Annotated in this window: 23 protein-coding genes and 1 other annotated feature; of the genes, 4 read left to right on the forward strand and 19 right to left on the reverse strand. The window is 45.4% G+C overall.

Annotated features, from left to right (window positions below):
- Window positions 1-32: 32 nt before the first annotated feature.
- From rplI to SFC66_RS05380, 3 genes are read right to left on the reverse strand one after another with little or no spacing between them, the layout of a single operon-like run.
- Window positions 33-479, reverse strand: coding sequence for a 50S ribosomal protein L9 (gene rplI, locus SFC66_RS05370; RefSeq protein WP_411217659.1), 447 nt, complete (start codon window positions 477-479; stop codon window positions 33-35).
- Entirely contained in the window at window positions 476-2,446 is a 1,971-nt protein-coding gene (locus tag SFC66_RS05375; protein ID WP_411217660.1) for a DHH family phosphoesterase, read from the reverse strand. The genes rplI and SFC66_RS05375 overlap by 4 nt, the downstream gene beginning before the upstream one ends.
- A 36-nt stretch (window positions 2,447-2,482) precedes the next feature.
- Window positions 2,483-3,421, reverse strand: coding sequence for a YybS family protein (locus SFC66_RS05380; protein ID WP_411217661.1), 939 nt, complete (start codon window positions 3,419-3,421; stop codon window positions 2,483-2,485).
- A gap of 763 nt (window positions 3,422-4,184) precedes the next feature.
- Between SFC66_RS05380 and SFC66_RS05385 the strand changes: the two genes are divergently transcribed.
- Together SFC66_RS05385 and SFC66_RS05390 are read left to right on the forward strand one after the other, a co-directional pair.
- The gene (locus SFC66_RS05385; RefSeq protein WP_411217662.1) at window positions 4,185-5,000 is read left to right on the forward strand and encodes a histidinol-phosphatase; all 816 of its coding nucleotides are present in this window, start codon (window positions 4,185-4,187) and stop codon (window positions 4,998-5,000) included.
- Between the two features lie 207 nt (window positions 5,001-5,207).
- Window positions 5,208-6,524, forward strand: a complete 1,317-nt coding sequence (locus SFC66_RS05390) for an APC family permease (protein ID WP_411217663.1) — start codon at window positions 5,208-5,210, stop codon at window positions 6,522-6,524.
- Between the two features lie 32 nt (window positions 6,525-6,556).
- Here the strand turns inward: SFC66_RS05390 and serA are convergent, their stop codons facing one another.
- Together serA and SFC66_RS05400 are read right to left on the reverse strand one after the other, a co-directional pair.
- Complete coding sequence (gene serA / locus SFC66_RS05395) at window positions 6,557-8,140, reverse strand: phosphoglycerate dehydrogenase (protein WP_411217664.1); 1,584 nt, start codon at window positions 8,138-8,140, stop codon at window positions 6,557-6,559.
- A 1-nt stretch (window position 8,141) separates the two neighbouring features.
- Window positions 8,142-9,299: a pyridoxal-phosphate-dependent aminotransferase family protein gene (locus tag SFC66_RS05400; protein ID WP_411217665.1), complete on the reverse strand. Its 1,158-nt coding sequence runs from the start codon at window positions 9,297-9,299 to the stop codon at window positions 8,142-8,144.
- Between the two features lie 84 nt (window positions 9,300-9,383).
- Window positions 9,384-9,617, reverse strand: a binding site (T-box leader).
- 162 nt (window positions 9,618-9,779) lie between these two features.
- Between SFC66_RS05400 and SFC66_RS05405 the strand changes: the two genes are divergently transcribed.
- Complete coding sequence (locus SFC66_RS05405) at window positions 9,780-10,499, forward strand: NAD-dependent protein deacylase (protein ID WP_411217666.1); 720 nt, start codon at window positions 9,780-9,782, stop codon at window positions 10,497-10,499.
- 30 nt (window positions 10,500-10,529) lie between these two features.
- Here SFC66_RS05405 and SFC66_RS05410 read toward each other — a convergent pair whose 3' ends face one another.
- The 8 genes from SFC66_RS05410 to SFC66_RS05445 form a co-directional block, all read right to left on the reverse strand.
- Complete coding sequence (locus SFC66_RS05410) at window positions 10,530-11,960, reverse strand: MDR family MFS transporter (protein WP_411217667.1); 1,431 nt, start codon at window positions 11,958-11,960, stop codon at window positions 10,530-10,532.
- A gap of 228 nt (window positions 11,961-12,188) precedes the next feature.
- A complete protein-coding gene (gene rpsR / locus SFC66_RS05415; protein WP_038562624.1) occupies window positions 12,189-12,419 on the reverse strand; it encodes a 30S ribosomal protein S18 in 231 nt (76 codons plus the stop codon).
- Window positions 12,420-12,439: 20 nt separating this feature from the next.
- Window positions 12,440-12,946, reverse strand: coding sequence for a single-stranded DNA-binding protein (gene ssb / locus SFC66_RS05420; protein WP_411217668.1), 507 nt, complete (start codon window positions 12,944-12,946; stop codon window positions 12,440-12,442).
- Window positions 12,947-12,958: 12 nt separating this feature from the next.
- On the reverse strand, window positions 12,959-13,249 hold the full coding sequence (rpsF, locus tag SFC66_RS05425; protein WP_366248355.1) for a 30S ribosomal protein S6: 291 nt from the start codon (window positions 13,247-13,249) through the stop codon (window positions 12,959-12,961).
- A gap of 145 nt (window positions 13,250-13,394) precedes the next feature.
- The gene (ychF, locus tag SFC66_RS05430) at window positions 13,395-14,495 is read right to left on the reverse strand and encodes a redox-regulated ATPase YchF (RefSeq protein WP_411217669.1); all 1,101 of its coding nucleotides are present in this window, start codon (window positions 14,493-14,495) and stop codon (window positions 13,395-13,397) included.
- A 332-nt stretch (window positions 14,496-14,827) separates the two neighbouring features.
- Window positions 14,828-15,034 (reverse strand): DUF951 domain-containing protein, encoded by a 207-nt coding sequence (locus SFC66_RS05435; RefSeq protein WP_411217670.1) that lies wholly within the window; start codon window positions 15,032-15,034, stop codon window positions 14,828-14,830.
- Complete coding sequence (locus SFC66_RS05440) at window positions 15,027-15,947, reverse strand: mechanosensitive ion channel family protein (RefSeq protein ID WP_411217671.1); 921 nt, start codon at window positions 15,945-15,947, stop codon at window positions 15,027-15,029. Before SFC66_RS05440 ends, SFC66_RS05435 begins: the two co-directional genes overlap by 8 nt.
- A gap of 49 nt (window positions 15,948-15,996) precedes the next feature.
- The gene (locus SFC66_RS05445) at window positions 15,997-17,016 is read right to left on the reverse strand and encodes a YkvI family membrane protein (protein ID WP_411217672.1); all 1,020 of its coding nucleotides are present in this window, start codon (window positions 17,014-17,016) and stop codon (window positions 15,997-15,999) included.
- 86 nt (window positions 17,017-17,102) lie between these two features.
- Between SFC66_RS05445 and yyaC the strand changes: the two genes are divergently transcribed.
- Window positions 17,103-17,696, forward strand: coding sequence for a spore protease YyaC (gene yyaC, locus SFC66_RS05450; RefSeq protein WP_411217673.1), 594 nt, complete (start codon window positions 17,103-17,105; stop codon window positions 17,694-17,696).
- A 58-nt stretch (window positions 17,697-17,754) separates the two neighbouring features.
- Here yyaC and SFC66_RS05455 read toward each other — a convergent pair whose 3' ends face one another.
- The 6 genes from SFC66_RS05455 to mnmE form a co-directional block, all read right to left on the reverse strand.
- The gene (locus SFC66_RS05455; RefSeq protein WP_411217674.1) at window positions 17,755-18,594 is read right to left on the reverse strand and encodes a ParB/RepB/Spo0J family partition protein; all 840 of its coding nucleotides are present in this window, start codon (window positions 18,592-18,594) and stop codon (window positions 17,755-17,757) included.
- Complete coding sequence (locus SFC66_RS05460) at window positions 18,566-19,348, reverse strand: ParA family protein (RefSeq protein WP_038562607.1); 783 nt, start codon at window positions 19,346-19,348, stop codon at window positions 18,566-18,568. The genes SFC66_RS05455 and SFC66_RS05460 overlap by 29 nt, the downstream gene beginning before the upstream one ends.
- 146 nt (window positions 19,349-19,494) lie before the next feature.
- Complete coding sequence (noc, locus tag SFC66_RS05465; protein WP_411217675.1) at window positions 19,495-20,346, reverse strand: nucleoid occlusion protein; 852 nt, start codon at window positions 20,344-20,346, stop codon at window positions 19,495-19,497.
- A 219-nt stretch (window positions 20,347-20,565) separates the two neighbouring features.
- Window positions 20,566-21,282 (reverse strand): 16S rRNA (guanine(527)-N(7))-methyltransferase RsmG, encoded by a 717-nt coding sequence (gene rsmG, locus SFC66_RS05470; protein ID WP_411217676.1) that lies wholly within the window; start codon window positions 21,280-21,282, stop codon window positions 20,566-20,568.
- Window positions 21,283-21,303: 21 nt separating this feature from the next.
- Window positions 21,304-23,190, reverse strand: coding sequence for a tRNA uridine-5-carboxymethylaminomethyl(34) synthesis enzyme MnmG (gene mnmG / locus SFC66_RS05475; RefSeq protein ID WP_411217677.1), 1,887 nt, complete (start codon window positions 23,188-23,190; stop codon window positions 21,304-21,306).
- 18 nt (window positions 23,191-23,208) lie between these two features.
- Window positions 23,209-24,585, reverse strand: a complete 1,377-nt coding sequence (mnmE, locus tag SFC66_RS05480; RefSeq protein ID WP_411217678.1) for a tRNA uridine-5-carboxymethylaminomethyl(34) synthesis GTPase MnmE — start codon at window positions 24,583-24,585, stop codon at window positions 23,209-23,211.
- Window positions 24,586-24,769 lie beyond the last annotated feature (184 nt).

Genomic DNA, 24,769 nt, shown 5'->3' on the forward strand with positions numbered 1-24,769 from the left:
AGAAAAATGCTGGTATTTTACTGGAAAATGTATTATTGCTCGCTGATATGCACTTTCACTTTACCGGTCACTTCCGGGTGCAGCTTCACTTCAAGATCACGGTAGCCAAGTGCGCGAATCGGTTCGCTCAGTTCGATTTTCCGTTTGTCGATCTTGATTTTATGTGTTTTCTTCAGCTCATCGGCAATCTGCTTGCTTGTGATGGAACCGAATAAACGGCCGCCTTCACCAGATTTCGCTTTCACTTCGACTGTTAAGTCAGCAAGTGTTTTTGCAAGTTTCTTTGCATCTTCCACTTCCTGAAGTTCAAGCTGATGCTGCTTATTATCTTTTGCTTCCTGTACTTTCACGTTGCCCGCAGTAGCAGGTACAGCCAAATTATTTTTAAGCAAGTAGTTCCGTGCATAGCCATCCGGCACGTCTTTTACTTGTCCTTTTTTCCCTTTGCCTTTTACGTCTTCTGTAAAAATCACTTTCATTCTTCATTTCTCCCTTCAACATAATCATCGATGATCCGCTGCAGCTCCAACTTGGCTGCCTGTACGGTCGTATCGGCAATCTGGGTGGCGGCGTTGGTCAAATGACCACCGCCATTCATCCGCTCCATGATCACCTGGACATTTACTTGTCCGAGTGACCTGGCACTGATCCCGACACGCCCGTCTTCCCGTTCGGAAATGACGAAACTTGCACTGACTCCATCCATCGTCAGCAAGGTATCCGCGGCCTGGGCAATGACGACCGGTCCGAATACTTGTCCTTCTTCTGCAGCGGAAATCGCGATGCCTTCTGAGTAAATATCAGTGTGCTCAATCAAGTGCGCACGCTTCACATAAGTGTCCAGATCTTCCTTCATGAATCGCTGCACAAGCACGGTATCCGCTCCCTTGGACCGTAAATTCGATGCAGCATCGAAGGTACGGGAACCAGTGCGAAGCGTGAAGCTTTTCGTATCGACGATGATCCCTGCCAGCAATGCACTAGCTTCCAAAGTGGATAATCGTAGTTTTTTAGGCTGATAATCCAGCAGCTCGGTCACAAGCTCTGCTGTCGAAGAAGCGTACGGCTCCATGTAGACTAGCGTCGGTTTCTCGATGAATTCCTCGGCCCGGCGATGATGATCGATGACAACGACATGCTCGGTCTTACTCAGCAATCTATCATCTGTCACAAGCATCGGCTTATGTGTATCGACAACGACAACAAGCGTATTCTTCGTCACCCGATCAAGCGCTTCTTCCGGACTGATGAATTGATCCCAAAGCTCCTCATCTGCCTGAATCGCCGTCATCAGCTTGGATACACCAATATGGATATCCTGCTTGTCCAGTACGATATGCCCGACGATATCATTCGCCTCCGCTATTTTCAAAATACCGATAGCAGCCCCGATTGAATCCATATCGGGTGCTTTATGGCCCATGATCAGCACTTGCTCACTTTGCTTGACCAATTCCTTCAGTGCGTGGGAAATGACACGCGCCCGAACCCTGGTGCGTTTCTCCATAGGATTTGTCTTTCCGCCGTAGAACCGCACCTTCCCGCCTTCACCCTTGATGGCAACCTGGTCACCGCCGCGTCCAAGGGCAAGATCGAGACTTGATTGTGCAAGTTCACCGAGTTCCGGTAATGTCTGACCACCGGAACCGACTCCGATGCTGAGTGTGATCGGTATATTCTGATCCGTGATCAATCCGCGGATCTCATCGAGAATCTCGAATTTTGCCCGTTCCAGATCCTTTAAGATACGCTGGTTGAGCACTGCAAGAAATCTCTCCTGCGATGTCCGCTTCAGGTACAGACCTTTCTGGCGCGACCATTCATTCAACTGTGCCGTCACCCTGGAGTTGATCTGACTTTTTGCTGTATCATCCAGATTCTGCGTCATTTCTTCATAGTTATCAAGGAAAATGATTGCAAGGACTGTTTGCTCTTCATTATATAGATTCTGGATTTCGAGCTGCTTCGTCCGGTCGAATAAATAAAGAAGCCGCTCTTCTTTTTTGATCACTGTCAGAAAATCATAGTCTTCAAGAGTGATCCAAACTTCATTCTTCTCATCCTTGATTGCTGGTATGAGTGCATTGGACAGTTCATCCAGCGAGACACCTACCAATGTATCTTCAGCAAATCTATTCATATAAGGCGTCGTCCACTCAACTTGGTAGTTCTCGCTATACAGGACGATGCCGATCGGCATCTCCAAAAGTGCTTCCTCGCCGACCTTCTTCACGCGGTGGGACATGGTGGAAATGTACTCTTCCGTCTGGTCCTGCATCCGCTGTTCCGTCAGTACACTATAGAAGAAGGACAGCCCCAGGAGCACCGTCAGCGGCAGCCCTAGCTTCCATTCATAAAACCACACACAAATAAGCAGGATGACAGCAAGTACATATGTCACGATCAAATGCTTACTCAATGCTGGTTTTTTAAATTTCTCTGGCATATATGTCAGCTCCTAAACCTAAATTCCGCGACCATGCTACTTCTTGCTGCCCATCCGTTCACGCAGCCTGAATCCTATATCAATTATACCCAAAATACGCACCAGATACAGCAGGATCGTTCCAAAAAGGATGGAGATCACGACCGCAATGATCGGCAGTACTTTTGGCAGATTCTTGTGGTAGGCAAAATAGAAATAGAATGAAAATCCTTGCAGTACAAGCAGGATACCAGCTAACTCGGTGACATTGGTGACGATCGGATAAAGCCAGCCATTTGGATCCATATCAATCCAGCGGGCAAAGGAACCGATAAAGTAGATGAACAGGACGACCACCGGCAGATTGAACCGGCGAAACGGCGGATAGAGGATTCTTTCCTTACTCTGACGATTATGAACCTTCTGCGCCAGCCATTGAGAGACAAAAGCAAAAAGCAGCGATCCAACTGCAATCATTGTCGGAATCAGCACCATGATATAGTCGAACATAGCATTGATCTGATCCAATTGCGCATCCGTTACAGACACCCCGACTTTATTGAAATCGGTCTGAACCGATTGAAGCGTAGCTTGATAGCTATTCTGGATCTCCTCGATCATGTTCAGCCCCGAAACAAGTTGTGTGCCTGCCATGAATAGCACAAAACCGATCGCATAGCCTGCCGCCCCTTTTAATAAGGCTTCATATGTCGATTGCTTGTGATGCAGGGTATAACCAGTTGCAGCTGCTCCTATGATGACTGATAGTGTCATTAAGAAACCGGCCAATGTCCCGATGAAGGACAACAGCAGGATGATGACGGAAAAATAAATCCCGGACTTGAAATCATGACGGATCCAATAGAGGATGATCGGCACCGGCATCACAAGCAAAGCTGGCAAATTGATCAATGGAATAAATATCGCTGCCAGCAGCAGGACGATGAATATCCCTCCGAGCATAGCTCCTTCCGTCAGTTTTCGAGTATTATTCATGAATCGTGACACCCCATTTGAATATGTAATCTTGCAATTGTAGAAAAAGCACAGCTACGTAGGCTGTGCTTTTAGTTCGTTTGTAAAGGAAGAAGACATAAAATAAGCCATTCAACCGAAAAGTGTTACCTTACGATTATACCCGAAAGCTAGTATTCAAACAAATGTTTCGCCGTGATCACAGTACCGTAAGCTGCATGATTTGTGAATATCTTAATTTACCTGTTTATTTTTCTGAAACGAGCTTATATAATGGTTAGACAACCTTACAACGGGTTGGCACTACATAACTTACACCTCATTAGTCACTGATGAGACGAACCTCAAAATCGGCTGCATCGCGAAAAGCATGCAGCCGATTTTTCCTTTCCACACTTTTTCCACATTTTTTCTACCGAAACCAGAAGAAGTACAATATTTTCGCATGCTATGATGAAACCAAGATCAGAACAGGTTATAAATTATTGGAATCGGGTAAATAAATTTACAATTCAACCTACAGAAAGGAAAGGAACATCATGAAAAATAGTCATTTCAATGCCATCCTTGCAGCAACTTTATTGATAAGCAGTATCGGCGGTTACTTGCACTCCATCTTCTAATTCCATCTTCCCGGAAGCTCTTCCTGAAAACAGGCAGGGCTTTTTTGTTTTGTCCACGGATGTCCTCGACACTGCCGCATAGCCTGAAATCATTTTTTTCTTGGAACACGCGGCAGGATATGTCAAACTATTTTTAACTCAATGGATGGGAGTGGGACGTTTTGTTGACAGATTATCACGTACATATGGCAGAAACAGGTTCATTCACTTTGGAATATATCCGCGAATATTTACAAGCGGCGAAAGAGAAAGGGATTGCAGAATTCGGCATATCGGAGCATGCTTACTTTTTCCAGGAAACGAATAAAATCCTGACGAATCCATGGGTCGAGAATCGCCGGACCTTGGACTTTCAGGATTATCTTGCTTTCTTTGAAGAACTGAAGCAAGCAAACCTCCCAGTCAAGATGGGAATCGAGATGGACTATACACCTGGAAAAGAAGCCGAAATGGCTGAATTCCTGGATCAGCACCCTTTCGATTATGTCATCGGCTCGGTGCATTGGATCCGGGAATGGGGCATCGACCTTGATATCTATAAGGAAGAGTATGAAAAACGCGACTTGAAACAAGTGTATCGCGATTATTATGATCAAATCATCACACTTGCACAATCCAAGCTGTTCAGTTTCGTCGGTCATATTGATTTGATCAAGATCTTCGGCTATAAGCCAGATGATCAAGCCTTCATCGAAGCAGAATATGACCGGGTTGTACAAGCACTTGCAGAAAATGATACGTGTATCGAAATCAGCACGGCTGGTTTGCGTAAACCTGTCGGGGAAATGTACCCGGATCCCGTTTTGCTGCAAAAATGTTTTGATGCAGGTGTCGGCATCGTAATCAACTCTGACGCGCATGCACCGAAGCACGTCGGTTATGCCTATGATCAGGCTATCGAGCTTGCCAAGCGTGTCGGCTATACGGAAATCCAGACATTCGAAAAACGTCAGCGCAAATCAATGCCGCTGGGCTGAAAATTGGTATGATTACCCTTCAAACGGAGACACTACCCAAAGGAGCTGCAGATTTGCTGCAAGCTCCTTTCTTTTATGATAAAACCCTTACAAGTCAGAATACTTTTTCTAGTTTCTATTTGGAGGCACATTTCCTATAATGGACTACATATATTCATCACCACACTAAAGGAATGCAGTATGCTGCGTCAGAGAAGGAGTGACATCATGAATCAACCAGAGAACACAGCATTAAAGAAGGAAATCGGACTATTTCTAGGTTTATCCATTGTGGTAGGAACCATCATCGGCTCTGGGGTCTTTATGAAGCCAGGACCTGTATTGAGTCATGCTGGCAGCTCTGAAATTGCCATGCTTGCTTGGCTGATTGGAGGACTGCTCACACTGGCTGGCGGACTCACCATTGCAGAAGTAGGTGTCCAGATTCCGAAAACTGGCGGTTTGTACGCTTATTTGGAAGAAACGTACGGAGAGCTGTGGGGATTCCTTTGCGGCTGGGTACAAACAATTCTTTATGGACCTGCCATCATCGCAGCTCTTGGTCTTTATTTCGGAACGCTCATGGTGAATTTATTCGGCTGGAGTACGAAATGGACCGTTGCCGTTGGTATCCTAAGTGTCTTATTCCTTTGTATCATCAATATATTAGGCACCAAGCTAGGCGGTGCCGTGCAGCTTATCACAACGATCGGCAAGCTGCTTCCGATCCTGCTTATCGTTGTCTTCGGTTTTTGGAAAGGCGATGCAGATTTTTTCAGTGCCGTCCCGGAAGCCATTTCCGATATTAACTTCGGTGCTGCCGTTTTGGCTACATTGTTTGCTTATGATGGCTGGATCATGCTTGCTTCCATGGGCGGCGAAATGAAAAACCCGGAAAAAACGTTGCCAAGAGCAATGATCGGCGGTATTTTAATCGTCACAGCTTGTTATCTGTTCATTAACGCTGCCATGCTTTATATCCTGCCTGCAGCAGAAATCGTCAGCCTGAACACGAATGCAGCCAGCACGGCTGCTAAGCTTGTACTAGGTGATGCTGGTGAGATCATTGTCAGCTTGGGTATCATCGTCAGTATTTTCGGCTGCCTTAATGGTAAGATCCTGACTTTCCCGCGTATTCCATTCGCAATGGCTGAACGCGGTCAGCTGCCATTCTCTAACCTGCTGAAAAAGGTGCATCCAAGCTTGCACACACCTTGGGTCGCAGTCATCATGCAGCTTGTACTCTCTGTCATCTACATGCTTGTCAGCAATCCTGATAAGCTGTCTGAAATCAGCATTTTCACGATTTACATTTTCTATGTTCTCGCCTTTTTTGCTGTTTTCATCCTAAGAAAACGAAATAAAGGAAAAGAGCGCGCTTATAGCGTACCGCTTTATCCATTCATCCCGATTGCAGCGATTGCCGGCTCTTTGTTTGTCTTGATCAGTACATTGTTCACAGACTTCCTGAGCTGCCTTCTCTCCATCGGATTGGCTGTCATCGGTCTTCCGTTATTTTATATTTTGAAAGCAAAACAGCGTTAAAAAGCGAGCAGATTCTGTCTGCTCGCTTCTTTTTATATCGTGATGGCTGTTACATCAAAAATGTCATCCAGCTGTTTCAAGCCTTCCACTTCTTCTGTCTGTGGCTCTTTATCGACAGTGAGCATCATGATTGCGTCGCCGCCCTCATTCGAACGTCCTACTTGCATCGTAGCGATATTCACAGCATATTTTGCAAGCAACGTACCAACTCGGCCGATTGCTCCTGGCTGGTCTTTATGCCGTACAAGAAGCATATGGCCGGCAGGTGTCACATCGACATAATAATCATCCACTTTTACGATACGGGCACCTAGTCCATTAACAAGCGTTCCTGCTACTTGATGTGTCACTGTCGCTGATTTTGCTTCTACTGTCACCAAACTCGTAAAGCCTCGAGTAGTAGACGTTTTCTGCTCATTGATGGTGATACCTCGCTTTTTAGCAAGATGCACGGCATTGACATCATTGACATTTCCCAAGTAACGCTGCAGCAAGCCTTTAATCGTGTTCCGAGTCAATGGCGCCACTTCTTGATCTGCTAGGTTTCCAGCATAATAGACTGTCACTTCCTCGATCGCATCTGGCATTGTCCGCGCCAGGAATGCTCCGAGTTTTTCGGCAAGATCAAAGTACGGCTGTATCTTTCGCATCACTTCTGGTGAAATGGAGGAGAAGTTGACAGGATGGATGGCCTGACCGCCGCGAAGGATCTGCATCACATCTTTGCTTACATCGATTGCAACGTTTTCCTGCGCCTCCACTGTACTTGCTCCTAAATGCGGTGTGGCAATCACTTGCGGCAGTTCAAGCAGCTTATGATGCACCGCTGGCTCTTCTTCGAATACATCCAATGCCGCTCCTGCAACTTTGCCGCTGACAATCGCTTCATACAGAGCATCTTCATCGATGATTCCGCCACGGGCACAGTTCATGATCTGGACGCCGTCCTTCATCTGTGCAAATGCTTCTGTGGAAATCATATGCTTTGTTTCTTTCAGCAAAGGTGTGTGAACCGTCAGGAAATCACTTGCTGCAAACACTTCTTCCAATGTGCCATAACCAATTCCCATTTTTTCTGCACGATCCTTCGTCAGGAATGGATCATAAGCGATGACATCCATGCGCTGGCCCTTCGCCCGGTAAGCTACTTCCGCACCGATACGGCCCATGCCGACGATTCCAAGTGTCTTGCCTTTCAATTCCACGCCGATATGCTGCTTGCGCTCCCAGCGCTCTTCTTTCAGTGCAAGGAACGCTTGCGGAATGTTACGTGCAAGCGACATCATCATCGCCACCGTATGCTCAGCTGCGGAGTTTGTGTTGCCATCCGGAGCATTGACGACGACGATACCAAGCTCTGTCGCTGCTTCCAGGTCGATATTGTCCACACCGACCCCTGCACGCCCTATCACTTTGAGGTTTGGTGCTGCCTCCATGATTGCACGCGTGACAGTTGTCTGACTGCGAACAAGCAGCGCGTGAAATTTATCGATTTTTCCAATGAGTTCCGCTTCAGTCAGGCCTGTGTCCACTGTTACTGCAAAGTCATCTGCCTGTGTCAGTGGTGCCATGCCTTCTTCACTTAATGGATCACTGATAAGTACGTGGTAAGTCATTTCAATTCGCTCCTTGTTCCAAGTAGATTTGCTGTGCGGCTGCCGTTCCTGCACCCAGTGTTATTTTTTTGCCGATCTTCATCAAACCGATTTCCACTGCACCGATCACTTGCAGCATATCTGCCGGAGAACAATAGCCCATATGACCGATTCGGAAAATTTCGCCCTTCATATGCTGCTGTCCGCCTGCAAATGCCAAGTTAAAGTCCTGTTTCACTTGCTTGCGCAGCTGCTCGGCATCGAAGTCTGCCGGTTTGATCGCCGTCACTGTCGGGGAAGCATGCTCATCTTCCACAAGCAATGGTATATCAAGCGCACGGAAAGCAGCTCTTGTCATGTCACGCATCAAACGGTGACGCGCATATACCTTCTCCAATCCTTCCTCCTCAAGCAATGCCAGCACTTGCTCCAACCCGAAAAGGATGGATAATGCCGGAGTGAACGGTGTACTGTCTTTTTCCAAGCCATCCCGATATTTCGTCAGATCAAGATAAAAGCGCGGCTGCGGATTAGACTCGATTACCTTCCAAGCCCGGTCACTTACCACTGCGAAGAACATGCCGCCGGGAAGCATGAATGCTTTCTGCGTGCCTGTCACCAAGATATCGATGCCCCATTCATCGAACTTTGTTTCCACTCCTGCAACACAGGATACGCCGTCCACGATGACCAATGCCTCTGACACTTCCCGGACAGCTTCTGCAATCTCTTTGATTGGGTTCAGCACGCCTGTCGATGTTTCACAATATGTGACAAAGACTGAGCTTATTTCCGGATGTTCCTTCAAGTATGCTCTGATATCTTCCGGATTTGCTGCCTCACCCCAGGTGACGTCCAAGCGGTGGACTCCGAGCTGATAAGCCTGTGCTATCTTGACGAATCGATCACCAAAAGCTCCTACAACGACGACAAGCACTTCATCATTCGGCTTGGATGTATTGGCTACAGCTGCTTCCAGTCCGGCAGTCCCGCTGCCAGTCACTAACAGTACATCTTGTTCTGTTCCGAATACAGGCTTCAATTTCGGCTTGATGCGCTGCAGCAAAGCTGTTGTCTCCGCTCCGCGATGGCCGATCATCTGCTGGCTCATGGCACGCTGTACACTTGGCGGAATTGGTGATGGTCCTGGAATTCGCAGTAAAAGTTGATCTGGTAACATAATTTCTTTTCCTCCTTGGATTGTCAGATATCTTCACAGGTAAAAGAGCCCATAAGAAAAGCCTTCCGCTCCCTTACCTGTTAAGTAAGGGGCGAAAAGCTTGGATCTACTCACGCGGTGCCACCCTTTTTCGCTGTCTGTTTGCACACGACAGCCTTCATTGAAGCTATGCATAACGGGCATATGCCGGACAAGCCTACTACTTTCAGCCTGCCTATTCAGAAGTGCTGCCCTTTGGGGGATTATGCTAGTTCGCACCGGCCACTAGCTCTCTTGGATAATCCCGAACAAAGGTATGATCTTCATCAACATAGTTTTGTTTTGGTTCAATTTTTTATTTATCATAGCAGACACAAAATTATTGTCAATACGTTTTCTAATAATTTAAGCAAATGTGATTGTTCGGATTTTGCTGTAATCCGCATATTTCAGCCTTTTTTGCTATACTGAACAAAATAGAAATTTTCTGGAGGGATTAAGATGCAATTGGAATCAGCAGCAAAGATGATAGCAGAAGCTTCCTCGATAGCGGTCCTGACAGGAGCGGGCGTTTCCACCGCCAGCGGTATCCCCGATTTCCGTTCCACAACTGGTCTTTGGACTGCTGACGAGACCCGCGAATATTATATATCCAATCATTATTTCCATACTGACCCTGTGGATTTTTGGCAAAAGTACAAAGCCATCTTTCGCGTAAAGTTACTGAAAGATTATGGTCCGAACCATGTACATCGCTATCTCAAGGAGCTTGAAAACAGCGGGAAAGAAGTAGTCGTCATCACACAAAATGTCGATGGACTTCATACCCTTGCCGGCAATGATCATGTCATCGAATACCATGGTACCTTGAATAGTGCATCCTGCCCAAACTGCGGCAAGTCCTTCGATTTGCCTTACTTGTTGCAATCGGAAACGCCTGTATGTGACAGTTGCGAGCATGTACTCAAGCCAGATGTTGTTTTGTTTGGTGATCCCATCACGGAGCATGACAGAGCAGAACAGGTCATACAGCAAAGCGACCTGGTACTTGTCTTAGGCACTTCCCTGCTTGTCAGCCCTTTCAATATACTGCCCGAATACGCCCATTCCCTCGGTAAGCCATCCATTTTGATCAACTGGGAACCAACAGTGATGGACGAGCTGTTTCAAGTCGTCATTCATGATGATCTGTCAAAGATCGTACAGCAGCTGAAAAAATAGCGAGCTCCCTATGCGGGAACTCGCTATTTTTCATTCGTATTGATAATGGTGGACAGGCTTGGACTGTTTGATGAGCAGGACGAATACGACCGCTGCTATCGCAAACGCACCTGCGATAGTGAAAGCAAACTGCACACCAGCTGTCATCGCCTGACTCGCACTCTGGGAAGCGACTGTCTGGCTGCCACTGCTCATAAGTGTGATGAACAATGCAGGACCAATCGCTCCTGAGATTTGGTTGAAGGCATTCAGGGAAGCACTGCCATGGGAATAAAGTTCTTCTGTCAGCTGATTGAGACCCAATGTCGTCATCGGTGTCAAAATCAAACCAATAGCAAAAGTAAAGCCAACATACAGCAACGTTACCTGCAGCATGCTCGTATCTGTTGAGAGCGTCGTCAGCAATCCGATCATCGCCACCAGGAGAATCGTTCCGGTAATGGCAAAGGGCTTAGGTCCGAATCGGTCAGATAGACGGCCTGTAAGCAAAGCCATCACTGCGATCATGATTCCACCAGGGAATAGGGCAATACCGGCATCCAATGCACTGATCCCCAAGGCATCCTGCATGAATACAGGCAGAAGGATCATGGCAGCAAAGAAACACATCATGACCGTGATCGTTACCAGGATCGCCATCAGGAAGTTTTTATTTTTATACGGACGCAAATCAAGCATCGGTGTCTTTAAATTGAATTGGCGATAAGCAAAGTAAGAAATCGCAGCCAACCCAATCACGAGCGCTCCAAGTACAAGCGGACTAGTCCAGCCTTCCGCTCCGGCACTGCTGAATCCGATCACGATGGATCCAAAGCCGATCACCGCCAAGACGACAGACAGAATATCAATCTTCGTGCGCTTCGTCTCGAGTACATTACGGACAAAGTAGGCAGCGAAACCGAGCAATGCAAGCGTCAATGGCAGCACACTGATAAAGATATACCGCCAAGATGCCTGTTCCACTACCAAACCGGAAAACACAGGACCAATTGCTGGTGCGAACAAGATGACCACCATCAGCAACCCAAGCATCGACCCGCGTTTAGCCAGCGGCGTGATTGTGATGATCACTGTTGTCACGAGCGGGATGATGATCCCTGAACCAGAAGCTTGAATTACACGACCTATCAGTAGTACAGCAAAGTTAGGAGCAATACCGGCAATCAATGTTCCGATGAAGAAAAAAGATAGTGCTGTAAGTAGCAGCTGTCTCGTCGTGAAACGCTGCATCAAATAGGCACTGATCGGGATGAGAATACCGATTGTCAGCATATACCCTGTGGAAAGCCAATGCGCAGTTGTCGTTTGGATTCCCAAGGTCTCTTCTATATTCGGCAAAGCGACATTCATAACAGTTTCATTTATCAGCGCAATGAAGTTCCCCACCATCAGAACGATAATCAACGGAATTCGGTTTTCCACTTGCACATGTTTATCAATTGTTTGTGTTGCAGCAGCCATATAGATGCTCCCTTCCTTCTGTTAGATTAAGAATCAATGTTTTCCATTATAGAAGTTTTATTATGAGATTCAAGCATCTTGTTCATAATCCAGCCAATATGCCAAATTAATTAAATTCTGAAAATTAATCAATGAAAAAAGCCCTTATCTCTAAGGACTTGAGCATATTACAACAGTATTAAAATATATAAAAAAAGCACCATCCAGATGGATGATGCTTTTCTCGCATTACTCGCTCACGTATGGCAAAAGAGCCATTTGACGAGAACGTTTGATAGCAATAGTCAATTTACGTTGGTATTTTGCAGAAGTTCCAGTCACACGGCGAGGAAGAATTTTTCCACGCTCGGAGATGAAGCGTCTTAGCAAATCAACGTCTTTGTAATCGATGTAAGTGATGCCATTTGCTGTGAAATAACATACTTTTCTGCGCTTAGCGCGACCACGACGTGCTGCCATATCAGTTTGCCTCCCTTATATTAGAATGGTAGATCATCATCGGAAATATCGATCGGTTCACCTTTATCACGGAAAGGATCTTGATCATTATTTCGATTGTAGTTGTTGCTATTATTGTTATTGCTATTGAAGTTATTATTATTGTTGTTGAAGTTCGAGTTCTGATTTTGGTATCCAGAAGAACCTTGTCCGCCTCCTTGAGAGCCACCTTTGGTCTCGAGGAATTGCACGCTATCAGCAACAATTTCTGTTACATATACACGATTACCCTCTTGATTATCGAAGCTTCTCGTTTGGACACGGCCATCGACGCCAACCAGACTTCCTTTGCTCATGAAGTTCGCCAGATTTTCAGCTGGACGTCTCCATACAACACAGTTGATGAAATCTGCCTCACGTTCGCCTGACTGATTAGAGAAAGGACGGTTTACTGCTAAGGTAAAGTTGGCAACTGCCACTCCATTTGGTGTGTAACGCAGGTCCGGATCCTTGGTTAATCTGCCGACAAGTACGACACGATTTAACATCAGAACCCCTCCTTATTTCTCGTCTAGACGAATAGCCATCTGACGAATAATGTCATCAGAGAACTTCGCTTGACGGTCGAATTCATTAATAGCGGCTTCTTCGCCGTTTAGATTAATGACGTAGTAGTAGCCATCACGGTAGTCGTTGATTTCGTAAGCAAGACGTTTCTTGCCTTTCTCGTCAACTTTCACGATTTCCGCACCGTTATCAGTTAGGATTCCGTTGAAACGCTCAACTAGAGCAGTTTTAGCTTCTTCCTCGATATCTGGGCGGACGATGTACATGATTTCGTATTCTCTCATCCGTATGCACCTCCTTTTGGACTTAACGGCTCTTATCTTTCATAAGAGCAAGGAGTAATCTTAATTACTCACAATGATGAATTATAGCAAATAATCTGCCGTTAAGCAAGTTGTTTCCACATATTTGCAAGATGAGGATCCGACCTTACACGTTGAAACGGAAATGCATGACATCTCCGTCTTGCACCAAATATTCTTTACCTTCCAAACGAACCTTCCCGCGTTCCTTCGCAACACCCATCGAACCTGCATCAACCAGGTCTTCATAAGAAACCGTTTCAGCCCGGATGAATCCTTTTTCAAAGTCAGTGTGGATGATACCAGCCGCCTGAGGTGCTTTGATACCTTTTTTAAAGGTCCATGCACGGACTTCCTGCTCTCCGGCTGTGAAGTATGTTGCCAAGCCAAGTAAGCTGTAAGATGCCTTGATCAATTGATCCAACCCGGACTCTGGAATACCAAGCTCTTCGAGGAACATCTCTTTCTCCTCTCCTTCAAGCTCAGCAATTTCAGATTCGATCTTTGCACAGACAACGATTACCTGGGAACCTTCGTTAGCTGCGAACTCACGCACTTTTGCCAAGTTCTCATTAGCGGATGGATCCGCGACTTCCTCTTCACTCACGTTGGCAGCATACAATACTGGTTTGCTAGTCAGAAGATGCAGACCTTTGACAATTTTCTGCTGCTCATCCGAGAATTCAAGCGCACGTGCAGGTGTTTCATTTTCCAAAGCATCCTTGATTTTGGATAGCACTTCTTGTTCTGCTACAGCTTCTTTGTCTTTTTGACGTGCAAGTTTCTCCACACGCTGCAAACGTTTGTTCACACTATCAAGATCTGCGAAAATCAATTCAAGATTGATGGTTTCGATATCATCGATTGAATCGACTTTACCGGAAACATGCGTGATATTTTCGTCATCAAAACAGCGCACAACATGAACGATTGCATCCACTTGACGGATGTGTGATAAGAACTGGTTTCCAAGTCCTTCCCCTTTACTTGCACCTTTCACGATACCAGCGATATCGGTGAATTCGAATGCAGTTGGGATGGTTTTCTTTGGTTTGACCAGTTCAGTCAATTTATTTAAACGTGAATCCGGAACTTCTACTATGCCGACATTTGGATCGATCGTACAGAACGGATAGTTGGCGGATTCCGCCCCCGCCTGTGTGATTGCATTGAACAATGTGGATTTACCGACGTTCGGCAATCCGACAATACCTGCTGTTAAAGCCATTGTAATCTTCCACTCCTTAAGTGTCCTGGCCGCTTTCATCGAACAGCGGGCCAATATAGATCTGCTTACTGAACACTCTGCCAAGAGGCAGGGAAGATGGGGCAGCACCGGTAACTGACTTACGCTAAGCATGCCAGTTTGCCCTTCCTTTGTCCAAGTAAACATACGTAATTCTAGAGTACACTATTCTGTATAAAACAGCAAAAATATGTGAGGATTTTGACGTTTTCAAAGGTGCTTGTATTCTAAAAATACAAATTCCCGAACAATATAGAAGCCTGTCCGATGACACCATCGGACAGGCTTCTTTGTTTCACGTGGAACAGGTCGATTCAATTTGTCGGTTCTTCGGCATGTTCTAACACTTTTTTCATTTTCGTCTCGAATTTCTTCCGAGGAATGAGTACGCTATGACCACAGCCTTCACATTTTACCCGGATATCCATTCCCAACCGGATGATTTTCCAACGATTTTCACCACATGGATGAGCTTTTTTCATTTGCACTACATCATTGAGCTGATAGACTTTGTCACTCACGAGCACTCCCCCTTACGACACTTTCCTGCATGAGCTCTTCTGCTTCCTGTTTATTATACATGACCAGCCTTGGTGCCGGAATACTGATATTGCGCTCCAATAATTTTGTTTTGATGCGGTTCCTTGCTTCCCGCGCCACCCCAAAATGTTCCATCGGCAGCGTTTCGATGACAGCACGCAAAACAATATGGGAAGTCGATAATGTCTCAACCCCTAATAGTTGAGGAGTTGCTTGTATCTCCGGATAATCCGCCGGCAGCTCTAATAATACTTGCATGATGACTTCTTCTGCCAATTGCAGATCAGCTTCATAAGGAACGTTTATATCCAAAACCCCTAAGCTGTTATTAACCGAGAAATTGGTCACTTGTGTAATATTGCCGTTTGGGATGATGTGCAATTCGCCCGTCCAGTTGCGAATCTTACAAGTCCGCAAACCAATCTCTTCTACATCTCCCCTAACGCCGGCTGTCTGTACGTTATCACCTACAGAAAATTGATTCTCAAAAATGATGAAGAAACCGCTGATAACATCCTTCACTAAGTTCTGGGCACCGAAACCGATCGCTAGACCCGCAACCCCTGCACTGGCTATCAATGCTCCGATATTAAGTCCAAGCTGTGATAAAACCATCACTACGGCTGTGAAATAAACAACATAAGTAATGACATTCTGGATCAGCTTTTTCAATGTATTCTCACGACGTTCCGATACAATCGGAGCCTTCAGTTTTGCCTTTTCCCTAAAAGAATTATGAAAAGTTCTTTCCACGATATTGTTGGCTACGCGCACGACCACCATGGATAATATGATGATCATGACGATTTTCAATATGGCCAAGCCAATCGTGGTCCAAAGCTCTGCACTCGTCAAGTAGTCGTAAATATTCGTCCACTGATCTCCTACATTCATGGTTAGCATATCTCCTCGTCCATCTGTTTCTTTATATAGTATCAAAATTCTATTTCATTTTGTAACGTTTTACTATTGGATATACGAGTATGGCGGAAAGAATGTAGAGATTAGCAAATCCAAAAATCGGGTACATGAAAGCTATCAAGTCTGTAAAGCCCAGCTGTGTAAGCGGCAGCATCAATAAAACAAGCACAGCTGCTTGCAGCCAAAGCGGTCCTCTCCATTTTTTTTGGAACCTTGAGACGATGCCCAGTATTCCGGAAACAGCCGATGTATAGATAGCAAGCCATAGTACGATACTGATCGCAATCAATACAAGTGAGGGATAATTCTTCAGAATATAGAAAAGTGGGATATCATAATCAGGAATTGCGTGACTGATGTGCATAAGGTCGTGATTATACAGATACGTGAGTGCGCCAATGATTAGACCGCTGCCGATACTTGCTATCCAAAGCTCGCCTTTTCCTTTCATTTGTTTGCCGACTGCGCCTATGACGGCAACGACAGGAAGGATATTCAATGCTGTGAATGGAAAAGCAGCCTGCCAGTTCGCCTGTTGGCGCCAGTCCTGAAACAAATTGATATGTTCATGCTGGGTATAGCTAACGAGTACAATTACCAACCCACCGACTAGAACCGGCAGAATATAGCTATTCATGGATACGACGCCTTCTACATTCGTGATGAAGATCAAGACAACCATAAGCGCTATGAAAAGAATTCCGAGCCAATTCGGTATTTGATACATCGTGCCTGTGGCTCCTCCAGCTGCAATCATGACGACTGTCACTGTAAACAAATAAAAAACAATCATCACATCGTAGACAGCTGCCAGCCTTTTGCCAACTAGCTTCTCCAGAATGGGAAAGTAATGTACACTTTTTTCGGTATAACTTATGTACAGAATCACATAGCTGCATAACGAAAACAGAATCGTGAAAATAAGGATAGCCAGTCCGCTTTCAAAGCCGAAAAATTGCCAGATTTCCCTTCCTGAAGCATATCCAGCTCCTATCAATGTCGCCAATATCAAAAACATCCATTTCAATCCAGCAGCCCACATTTCAGTCCCTCCAATTTCATATGAACACGTATAGAAAAAGTAGAAAAGCTATATACTATTACCAATATGTGTATGGAGGAAAAGCTATGAGTCTGAAGAGAATATTCACAAAAAAAAAGGAGTTCCGCTGCGACTACCAAGATCCTCTTCTTATGAGTAAAGCCTATGAAACAATCAACTCATGGATTCCTGATGACCGGGAAATCGTTGTTTTATGCATCGGTACCGATCGATCGACTGGTGATGCGTTGGGGCCGATCATTGGGTCATTTTTGACTGATAAGCCTTTGAATAGGCTTCGTGTTTATGGAACGCTGGAATCGCCTGTTCATGCTGTCAATTTGGTTGAACGTTTGGAAATGATAACGGAAAAACATCCGGATGCTTATATCATTGCCATCGATGCATGTCTCGGCCGGACCACGTCCATAGGATCAGTGATTGTTTCTCCTACACCTTTGCGCCCGGGTGCTGCTCTGAAAAAGAATCTGCCAGCCGTTGGAGATGCCCAGATCACCGGGATTGTGAATGCCAGCGGAGATATGGAGTACTTTGTATTACAAAACACACGCCTGCATCTTGTTATGCAGCTTGCATACAAAATCAGCGGTCTCCTGTTTGCAGTCGATCGTAAACAAGTACCTATACTATCACCCGACACGACTGCTGCCGAAAACTGATACGTTTCACGTGAAACAAACAAAAAAAGCCAAAAGAAGCGTGTGCTTCTTTTGGCTTTTACTTGTTCAACACATTTAAGATTCTTTCCAAATCTTCATCAGAGAAGAATTGGATTTCAATCTTACCTTTTCGTTTACCGCGATGAATGGTAACATCCGTTCCGAATTGATTTCGCAGCTGCGATTCCGTCTGAACAAGAAAGATATCCTTAACAGGCTTTTTCTTCTCTGGTTCTGACAGATTTTTATTCAGCTGGGTGATAAGCTGTTCCACCTGCCGGACATTCAATGATTCATTGCGTATTTTTTCAACCAGCGGTTGTAATTTCTTCTTATCCTTTAATCCTAACAAAGCTCTTCCATGCCCCATTGAAAGTTCGCCGTGATTTATCAAGTCGCTTATTTCAGGGGGCAGTGTCAGCAAACGAATGAGATTCGCTATATGAGACCGGCTCTTGCCTAAACGTCTTGCTAAAATCTCCTGGGTGATGTCCAATTCCTTCATTAAATTGGAATATGCTTGGGCTTCCTCAATTGGTGTTAGATCTTCCCTTTGCAGGTTTTCCAACAAAGCAAGTTCCATCATCTTCTCATCATTCAATGACTTCACGATGACAGGCACTTTATCCATACCGGCTGCTTTTGCTGCACGGAACCTTCTCTCACCTGCTACTATTTCGTAACCTTTGATACTTTTTCGGACAATGAGTGGCTGCAATATACCATATTCTTGAATGGATTGCTTCAATTCTTCAATGGCATCAGCAGAAAAGACTTTTCGCGGTTGATATGGATTTGCGCGGCATTCTTTGATCGCAATTTCCTGAACCTGATCTTCTTCCTTCATTTCCAACTCTGGAAAGAAAGCATTAAGACCTTTCCCCAACCCTTTGGCCATGCGCCATCACTTCCTTTGCTAAGTCTAAATAAACTTCTGCACCACGTGACTTCGGATCGTAAATAATGATCGGCTGACCATAACTCGGTGCTTCTCCCAGTCGGACATTTCTTGGAATGATAGACTGATATACTTTATCCTGGAAATATTTCTTTACTTCTTCTATCACCTGAATGCCTAAATTGGTACGGGCATCCAGCATCGTCAGTAAGACACCTTCAATCATCAGATGCTTATTCAAATGCTTCTGGACCAGGCGGATGGTATTCAATAGCTGGCTCAACCCTTCCAATGCATAATACTCACATTGCACTGGGATGAGGACAGTATCTGCAGCTGTCAGCGAATTCAGTGTCAATAGCCCTAAGGAAGGCGGACAATCGATTATGACGTAATCGTAATTGTCTTTCACACTATCAATCGCTTTTTTCAGCCGGACTTCTCTTGAGATCGTAGGTACCAGCTCGATCTCGGCTCCTGCAAGCTGAATGGTAGCCGGAATCACATCCAGATTATCAACTGCTGTTGATACCAGGACTTTTTCGGCTTCCATATCTTCGACCAGGACATTATATACACAATTTTCGACATCTGCTTTGTTCACACCAACACCGCTTGTAGCATTTCCTTGCGGGTCAATGTCTACAAGCAACACTTTATTTCCTAAAAAAGCCAGGCAAGCACTCAAATTGACGCTGGAAGTTGTCTTACCAACACCGCCTTTTTGATTTGCGATTGCGATTACTTTGCCCATGGTGTCACCTACCTCAAACTCAATACATTTATTCTATCATTTTTTCATAAAGACCGACGGATAAATTCAAGATTTTGAAAAGTTAGCTCCCTTTTCCTATATAAAATCCCATCTTTCAACAAGATGGGATGCTATGGAAGCTTTATTTAAGACTTTTTTGGTATTTTGATGGTGATTTGATAATAATCATCCAAATCTTCTTCTTCTGTTTCTAAGTTGATGCCTGTATCGGAAACCATGGTCAGCGATTGACGAATCGTGTTCATGGCAATGCGCATATCTTTGTTGACACCCTTTAGCTTCGGACGCTTCTTTTTCGGCTGTGCATTCACGATACGTGCAATGCGTGCCTCTGTTTCTTTGACATTCAATTCTTTATCGATGATTTCCTGCAAGATCAGCACTTGTTTTTCTTCATCTTTCAGCACAATCAGTGCACGGGCATGACGTTCTGTTATTTTCTTCTCCAATAATGCCTGCTGCACTGGGTCGGGCAGCTTCAATAGTCGCATCTTATTGGCAATAGTAGATTGACTTTTGCCCAGACGCTGCGCCAAGGCTTCCTGGGTAAGAGAATGCAGTTCCAATAAACGCTCATATGCGAGCGCTTCTTCAATAACAGTCAATTCTTCCCGCTGCAAATTCTCGATTAGTGCTACAGATGCCGTTTCAGTATCCGACATCTCACGGATGATGGCAGGCACCGTTTCCCATTCCAAAGATTGGACTGCACGCCAGCGACGCTCTCCTGCAATCAATTCATAGCTGCCTTCAGCATTTTTCCGGACAACGATTGGCTGGATGATGCCATGTGTGCGAATTGTCTGTGCCAGCTCTTTGATTTTATCTTCTTGGAAAACAGTTCTTGGTTGGTATTGGTTCGGGACAATATCATGTACCCGAAGGTTTACTACTTCGTCCTGATGCGCATCGTTTTCCGTTTCTGCTGAATCCGATTTATCACCTAGCCCAAAAATACGGCTGAATGGGTGTAACATCCTCAGACACCACCTTTTTTTACAATCCTAATCTATTAAGCAGGTACATAAGGAATAGTAAATGTTTCACGTGAAACATGTATAAAAAGGCGCAGCAGTTCTACTATAGAAGCTGCTGCGCTTACATAAGCCGAGCCAGTTCCTTATCTACTATTTTATCATAGATTGGGTGAGAATGGTAAGCTTGTGTGGTACTTCATCCACTAATTTTCTTTTGTTTCAAACAATCGGCTCTCGGTTCGGAACCCCTGCTTTACGAGGATACTTCTTCGGTGTCTTGCGGCGTTTGGCGATGATGGCAATGTTGCGCTCTCCGCCTTCTTCCGGAAGATCGAATGTAAAGCTCTCCACCAATTCACCGCCAAGCAGTTCGATCGCTGGCTCCGCATCACGCAGTTCCGCTTCCAGACTAGGTCCTTTCATGGCAATGAAATGGCCTTTTGTCCGGCAGAGCGGCAGGCAAAGCTCGGACAGTACCGACATCCGCGCCACTGCTCTAGCCGTAACCAAATCGAAGGACTCCCTGAAAGCGGCATTCTTCCCGAAATTCTCTGCACGATCATGATAGAAAGCGACATTTGACAAGCCAAGCTTGGTTGCAAGCTCATTAAGGAATGTGATTCGTTTTTTCAGTGAGTCGACGATCGTCACCTTTAAATCAGGATATACGATTTTGAGCGGAATGGATGGGAACCCTGCTCCAGCCCCTACATCACAAATACTTTCGTCTCCTTTGAAATCAAAGAAGAAAGCAGCAGAAATCGAATCATAGAAGTGCTTCAAGTACACTTCCTCTTTTTCCGTGATTGCCGTCAAATTCATCTTTTCATTCCATTCCACCAACAGATGGAAATAGTCCTCCAGCTGCTTTTGCTGCTGTTCGGATAACGTGATACCTTGCTGATCCAATTGTAGTAGAAAATCTGCTTGGTTCATTCTGTACCTCTTTTCGACAGATTATTGATTCGCTGCCTTCACGTGTCCACCTTGTTCGATATATACAAGCAAGATGGATACATCGGCAGGATTCACACCTGAAATACGGGATGCCTGACCGACAGATAGCGGACGTACCTTTTTCAGTTTTTCACGGGCTTCGGTTGCAAGACCGCTCACATCATCATAATCGATGATATCTGGTATTTTCTTGTCTTCCATGCGTTTCATTCGTTCCACTTGCTGCATGGATTTTGCAATATATCCTTCGTACTTCGTCTGGATTTCAACTTGTTCTTTTACATCAGCAGGCAGCTCTTTGTCAGCAGGCACGATTTTTTCCAGCAAGCTGTATTTGATTTCAGGACGTTTCAGCAAATCGGATGCGCGCTGTGCTTCTTTCATGACGGATCCTGCTTCTTCCATCAGTTCCAGTACATGCGGCTCTGTTTTGATGATGATTCCTTCCAGACGTTTTCGTTCTTCTTCGATCAAGCGTTTTTTCTCTTGGAAACGCGCGTAGCGTTCATCACTGATCATACCGATTTGATGCCCAATTTCAGTCAGACGCATATCTGCATTATCATGACGAAGCAGCAAACGGTATTCCGCACGGGAAGTCAGCAAACGATAAGGCTCATTTGTTCCTTTTGTCACCAAGTCGTCGATCATGACGCCGATGTAAGCTTGTGAGCGATCAAGGATGACTGGATCTTTTCCAAGTGCTTTCGCAGCTGCATTGATACCAGCCATGATACCTTGTCCGGATGCTTCCTCGTAACCGGATGTCCCGTTGATTTGACCAGCAGTATACAGACCAGGGATTTTTTTCGTTTCCAGTGTCGGCCATAGCTGTGTCGGTACCATCGCATCGTACTCGATCGCGTAGCCTGCACGCATGATTTCAGCTTTTTCCAAACCAGGAATGGTTTGCAGCATTTCTTTTTGAACGTATTCAGGCAGTGAAGTGGACAGTCCTTGTACGTATACTTCCTCTGTATTGCGTCCTTCTGGCTCCAAGAAAATCTGGTGGCGCGGTTTATCGTTGAAACGGACTACTTTATCCTCGATGGATGGGCAGTAGCGCGGACCTGTTCCTTTGATCATGCCGGAATACATCGCAGATAAACCTAAGTTTTCATTGATGATATTGTGTGTGAATTCATTTGTATATGTCAGCCAGCAAGGAATCTGATCTGTGATGAATTCCGTTGTTTCATAAGAGAAAGCAAGCGGTTCTTCGTCACCCGGCTGAATTTCTGTTTTGGAATAATCGATGGAACGGCTGTTTACACGTGGTGGCGTACCGGTTTTGAACCGTACCATTTCCAAACCAAGTTCTTCAAGATGCTCTGACAAAGTGACAGATGCACGTTGGTTGTTCGGTCCGCTTTCATAGGAAACATCCCCGATGATCACGCGGCCGCGCATGAATGTGCCAGTCGTGATGACGACTGTTTTAGCGTAATAAGCTGCTTTCGTTTCGGTGATGACACCTTTGCAGACACCATCTTCCATGATCAAACGGTCCACCATTGCCTGACGCATCGTCAAGTTCTCCTGGCTTTCCAATGTTTTTTTCATTTCTGTGATATATAGCGGTTTATCCGCTTGTGCTCGCAATGCGCGAACGGCAGGTCCTTTTCCTGTGTTCAGCATGCGCATTTGGATATACGTTTTATCAATCACTTTTCCCATCACGCCGCCAAGTGCATCGATTTCGCGCACAACGACACCTTTTGCAGGGCCGCCGACAGATGGATTACATGGCATAAAACCTGTCATGTCAAGGTTCATGGACAACATCAAAGTATTGGCACCCATTTTCGCTGCCGCTACAGCCGCTTCACAGCCAGCATGTCCTGCACCTATGACGATGACATCATAATGCCCAGCATCGTACGTCATGTTCATTCTCTCCTTTTTTTATTTTCCTAAGCAAAACTGTGAAAACAATTGGTCAATCAAGCTTTCGTGCACGGTATCCCCGATGATTTCACCGAGTAATTCCCATGTTCTCGTCACGTCTATTTGGACAATATCCATCGGCATTTGCATTTCAATTCCGTTCATTGCTTCCCGAAGCGATGACAGTGACTGTTTCAAAAGCTGGATATGCCGTACATTCGATATATAACTCAAGTCGCCGCCATCGATTTCCCCTGCAAAGAAGGTATCCTTGATGGCAAGCTCCAATTCATCGATTCCTTTTTCCTCGATCAGCGCTGTCGTGATGAGTGGTCGATCGCCAGTAAGCTTGCGGACTTCTTCCAAATCAATCTGCTGCGGCAGATCCGTTTTATTGACGATGACAATCACATCGAGACCTGCAACAGCTTCAAATAACTGACGGTCCTCATCGGATAATGCTTCGCCGTGGTTCAGCACAAGCAAAATAAGATCACTTTGCTTCAAAACCTGACGGGAACGCTCCACACCGATTCGCTCCACGATATCTTCCGTTTCACGGATTCCGGCTGTATCGACTAGCTTCAAAGGTACGCCGCGTACATTTACGTATTCTTCGATCACATCTCGTGTCGTACCGGCAATCTCCGTTACAATTGCCTTATTTTCATGCACAAGTGCATTCATCAAGGAAGATTTCCCTACATTCGGGCGGCCGATGATCGCAGTAGCCAAACCTTCCCGTAGTATCTTGCCTTGTTTGGCCATTTCGAGCAGCTTCTCGATTTCTTCATACACATATTGCGTTTTTTCGATCATCATGTTGTGGCTCATCTCTTCGACATCATCATACTCTGGATAATCGATATTCACCTCAACATGGGCGACCGTTTCCAATAACTCCTGGCGAAGTTTTTGGATCAATCGGGACAGCCTGCCATCCATTTGTTTAAGGGCAACATTCATCGCACGATCTGTCTTTGCGCGAATAAGGTCCATGACAGCTTCTGCCTGTGACAAATCTATCCTGCCATTGAGAAAAGCACGTTTGGTGAACTCACCGGGCTCTGCCAGACGGGCACCTTCCTGCAATGCCAATTCCAATACACGGTTAACAGAAACAAGACCTCCGTGGCAATTGATTTCGACTACATCTTCACGAGTGAAAGTTTTCGGTGCCTTCATGACCGACACCATTACTTCCTCTGCAACCTCACCTGTGGCAGGATCGATCAGCTTTCCATAATGGATGGTGTGACTTGTTACATCCGTCAGCTTCTTTCCATCAAAAAGCTTAGCTGCGATTGTAACTGCTTCCGCACCACTCAGGCGCACAATCGCAATCGCCCCTTCCCCAACAGGAGTCGATATTGCCGCTATCGTATCATTTTGCATCTGCTTCACCTCTTTCTATCATTTTCTCATCTATTTATCCACAGCATATCACTGTGATTAGTTTTGTACTCACTAACTTATAAGAATAGCACAGGTGCATATCAAAAAGAAAGATATCCACATGAAAAAATAGTGACAGTCAACAGATGCGGTTATCCACATGTGAATAGAAAGAAAAAAAGCC

Origin of the sequence: Terribacillus saccharophilus (genome assembly GCF_046592895.1) — a bacterium.
Classification (GTDB): domain Bacteria; phylum Bacillota; class Bacilli; order Bacillales; family Amphibacillaceae; genus Terribacillus; species Terribacillus saccharophilus_D.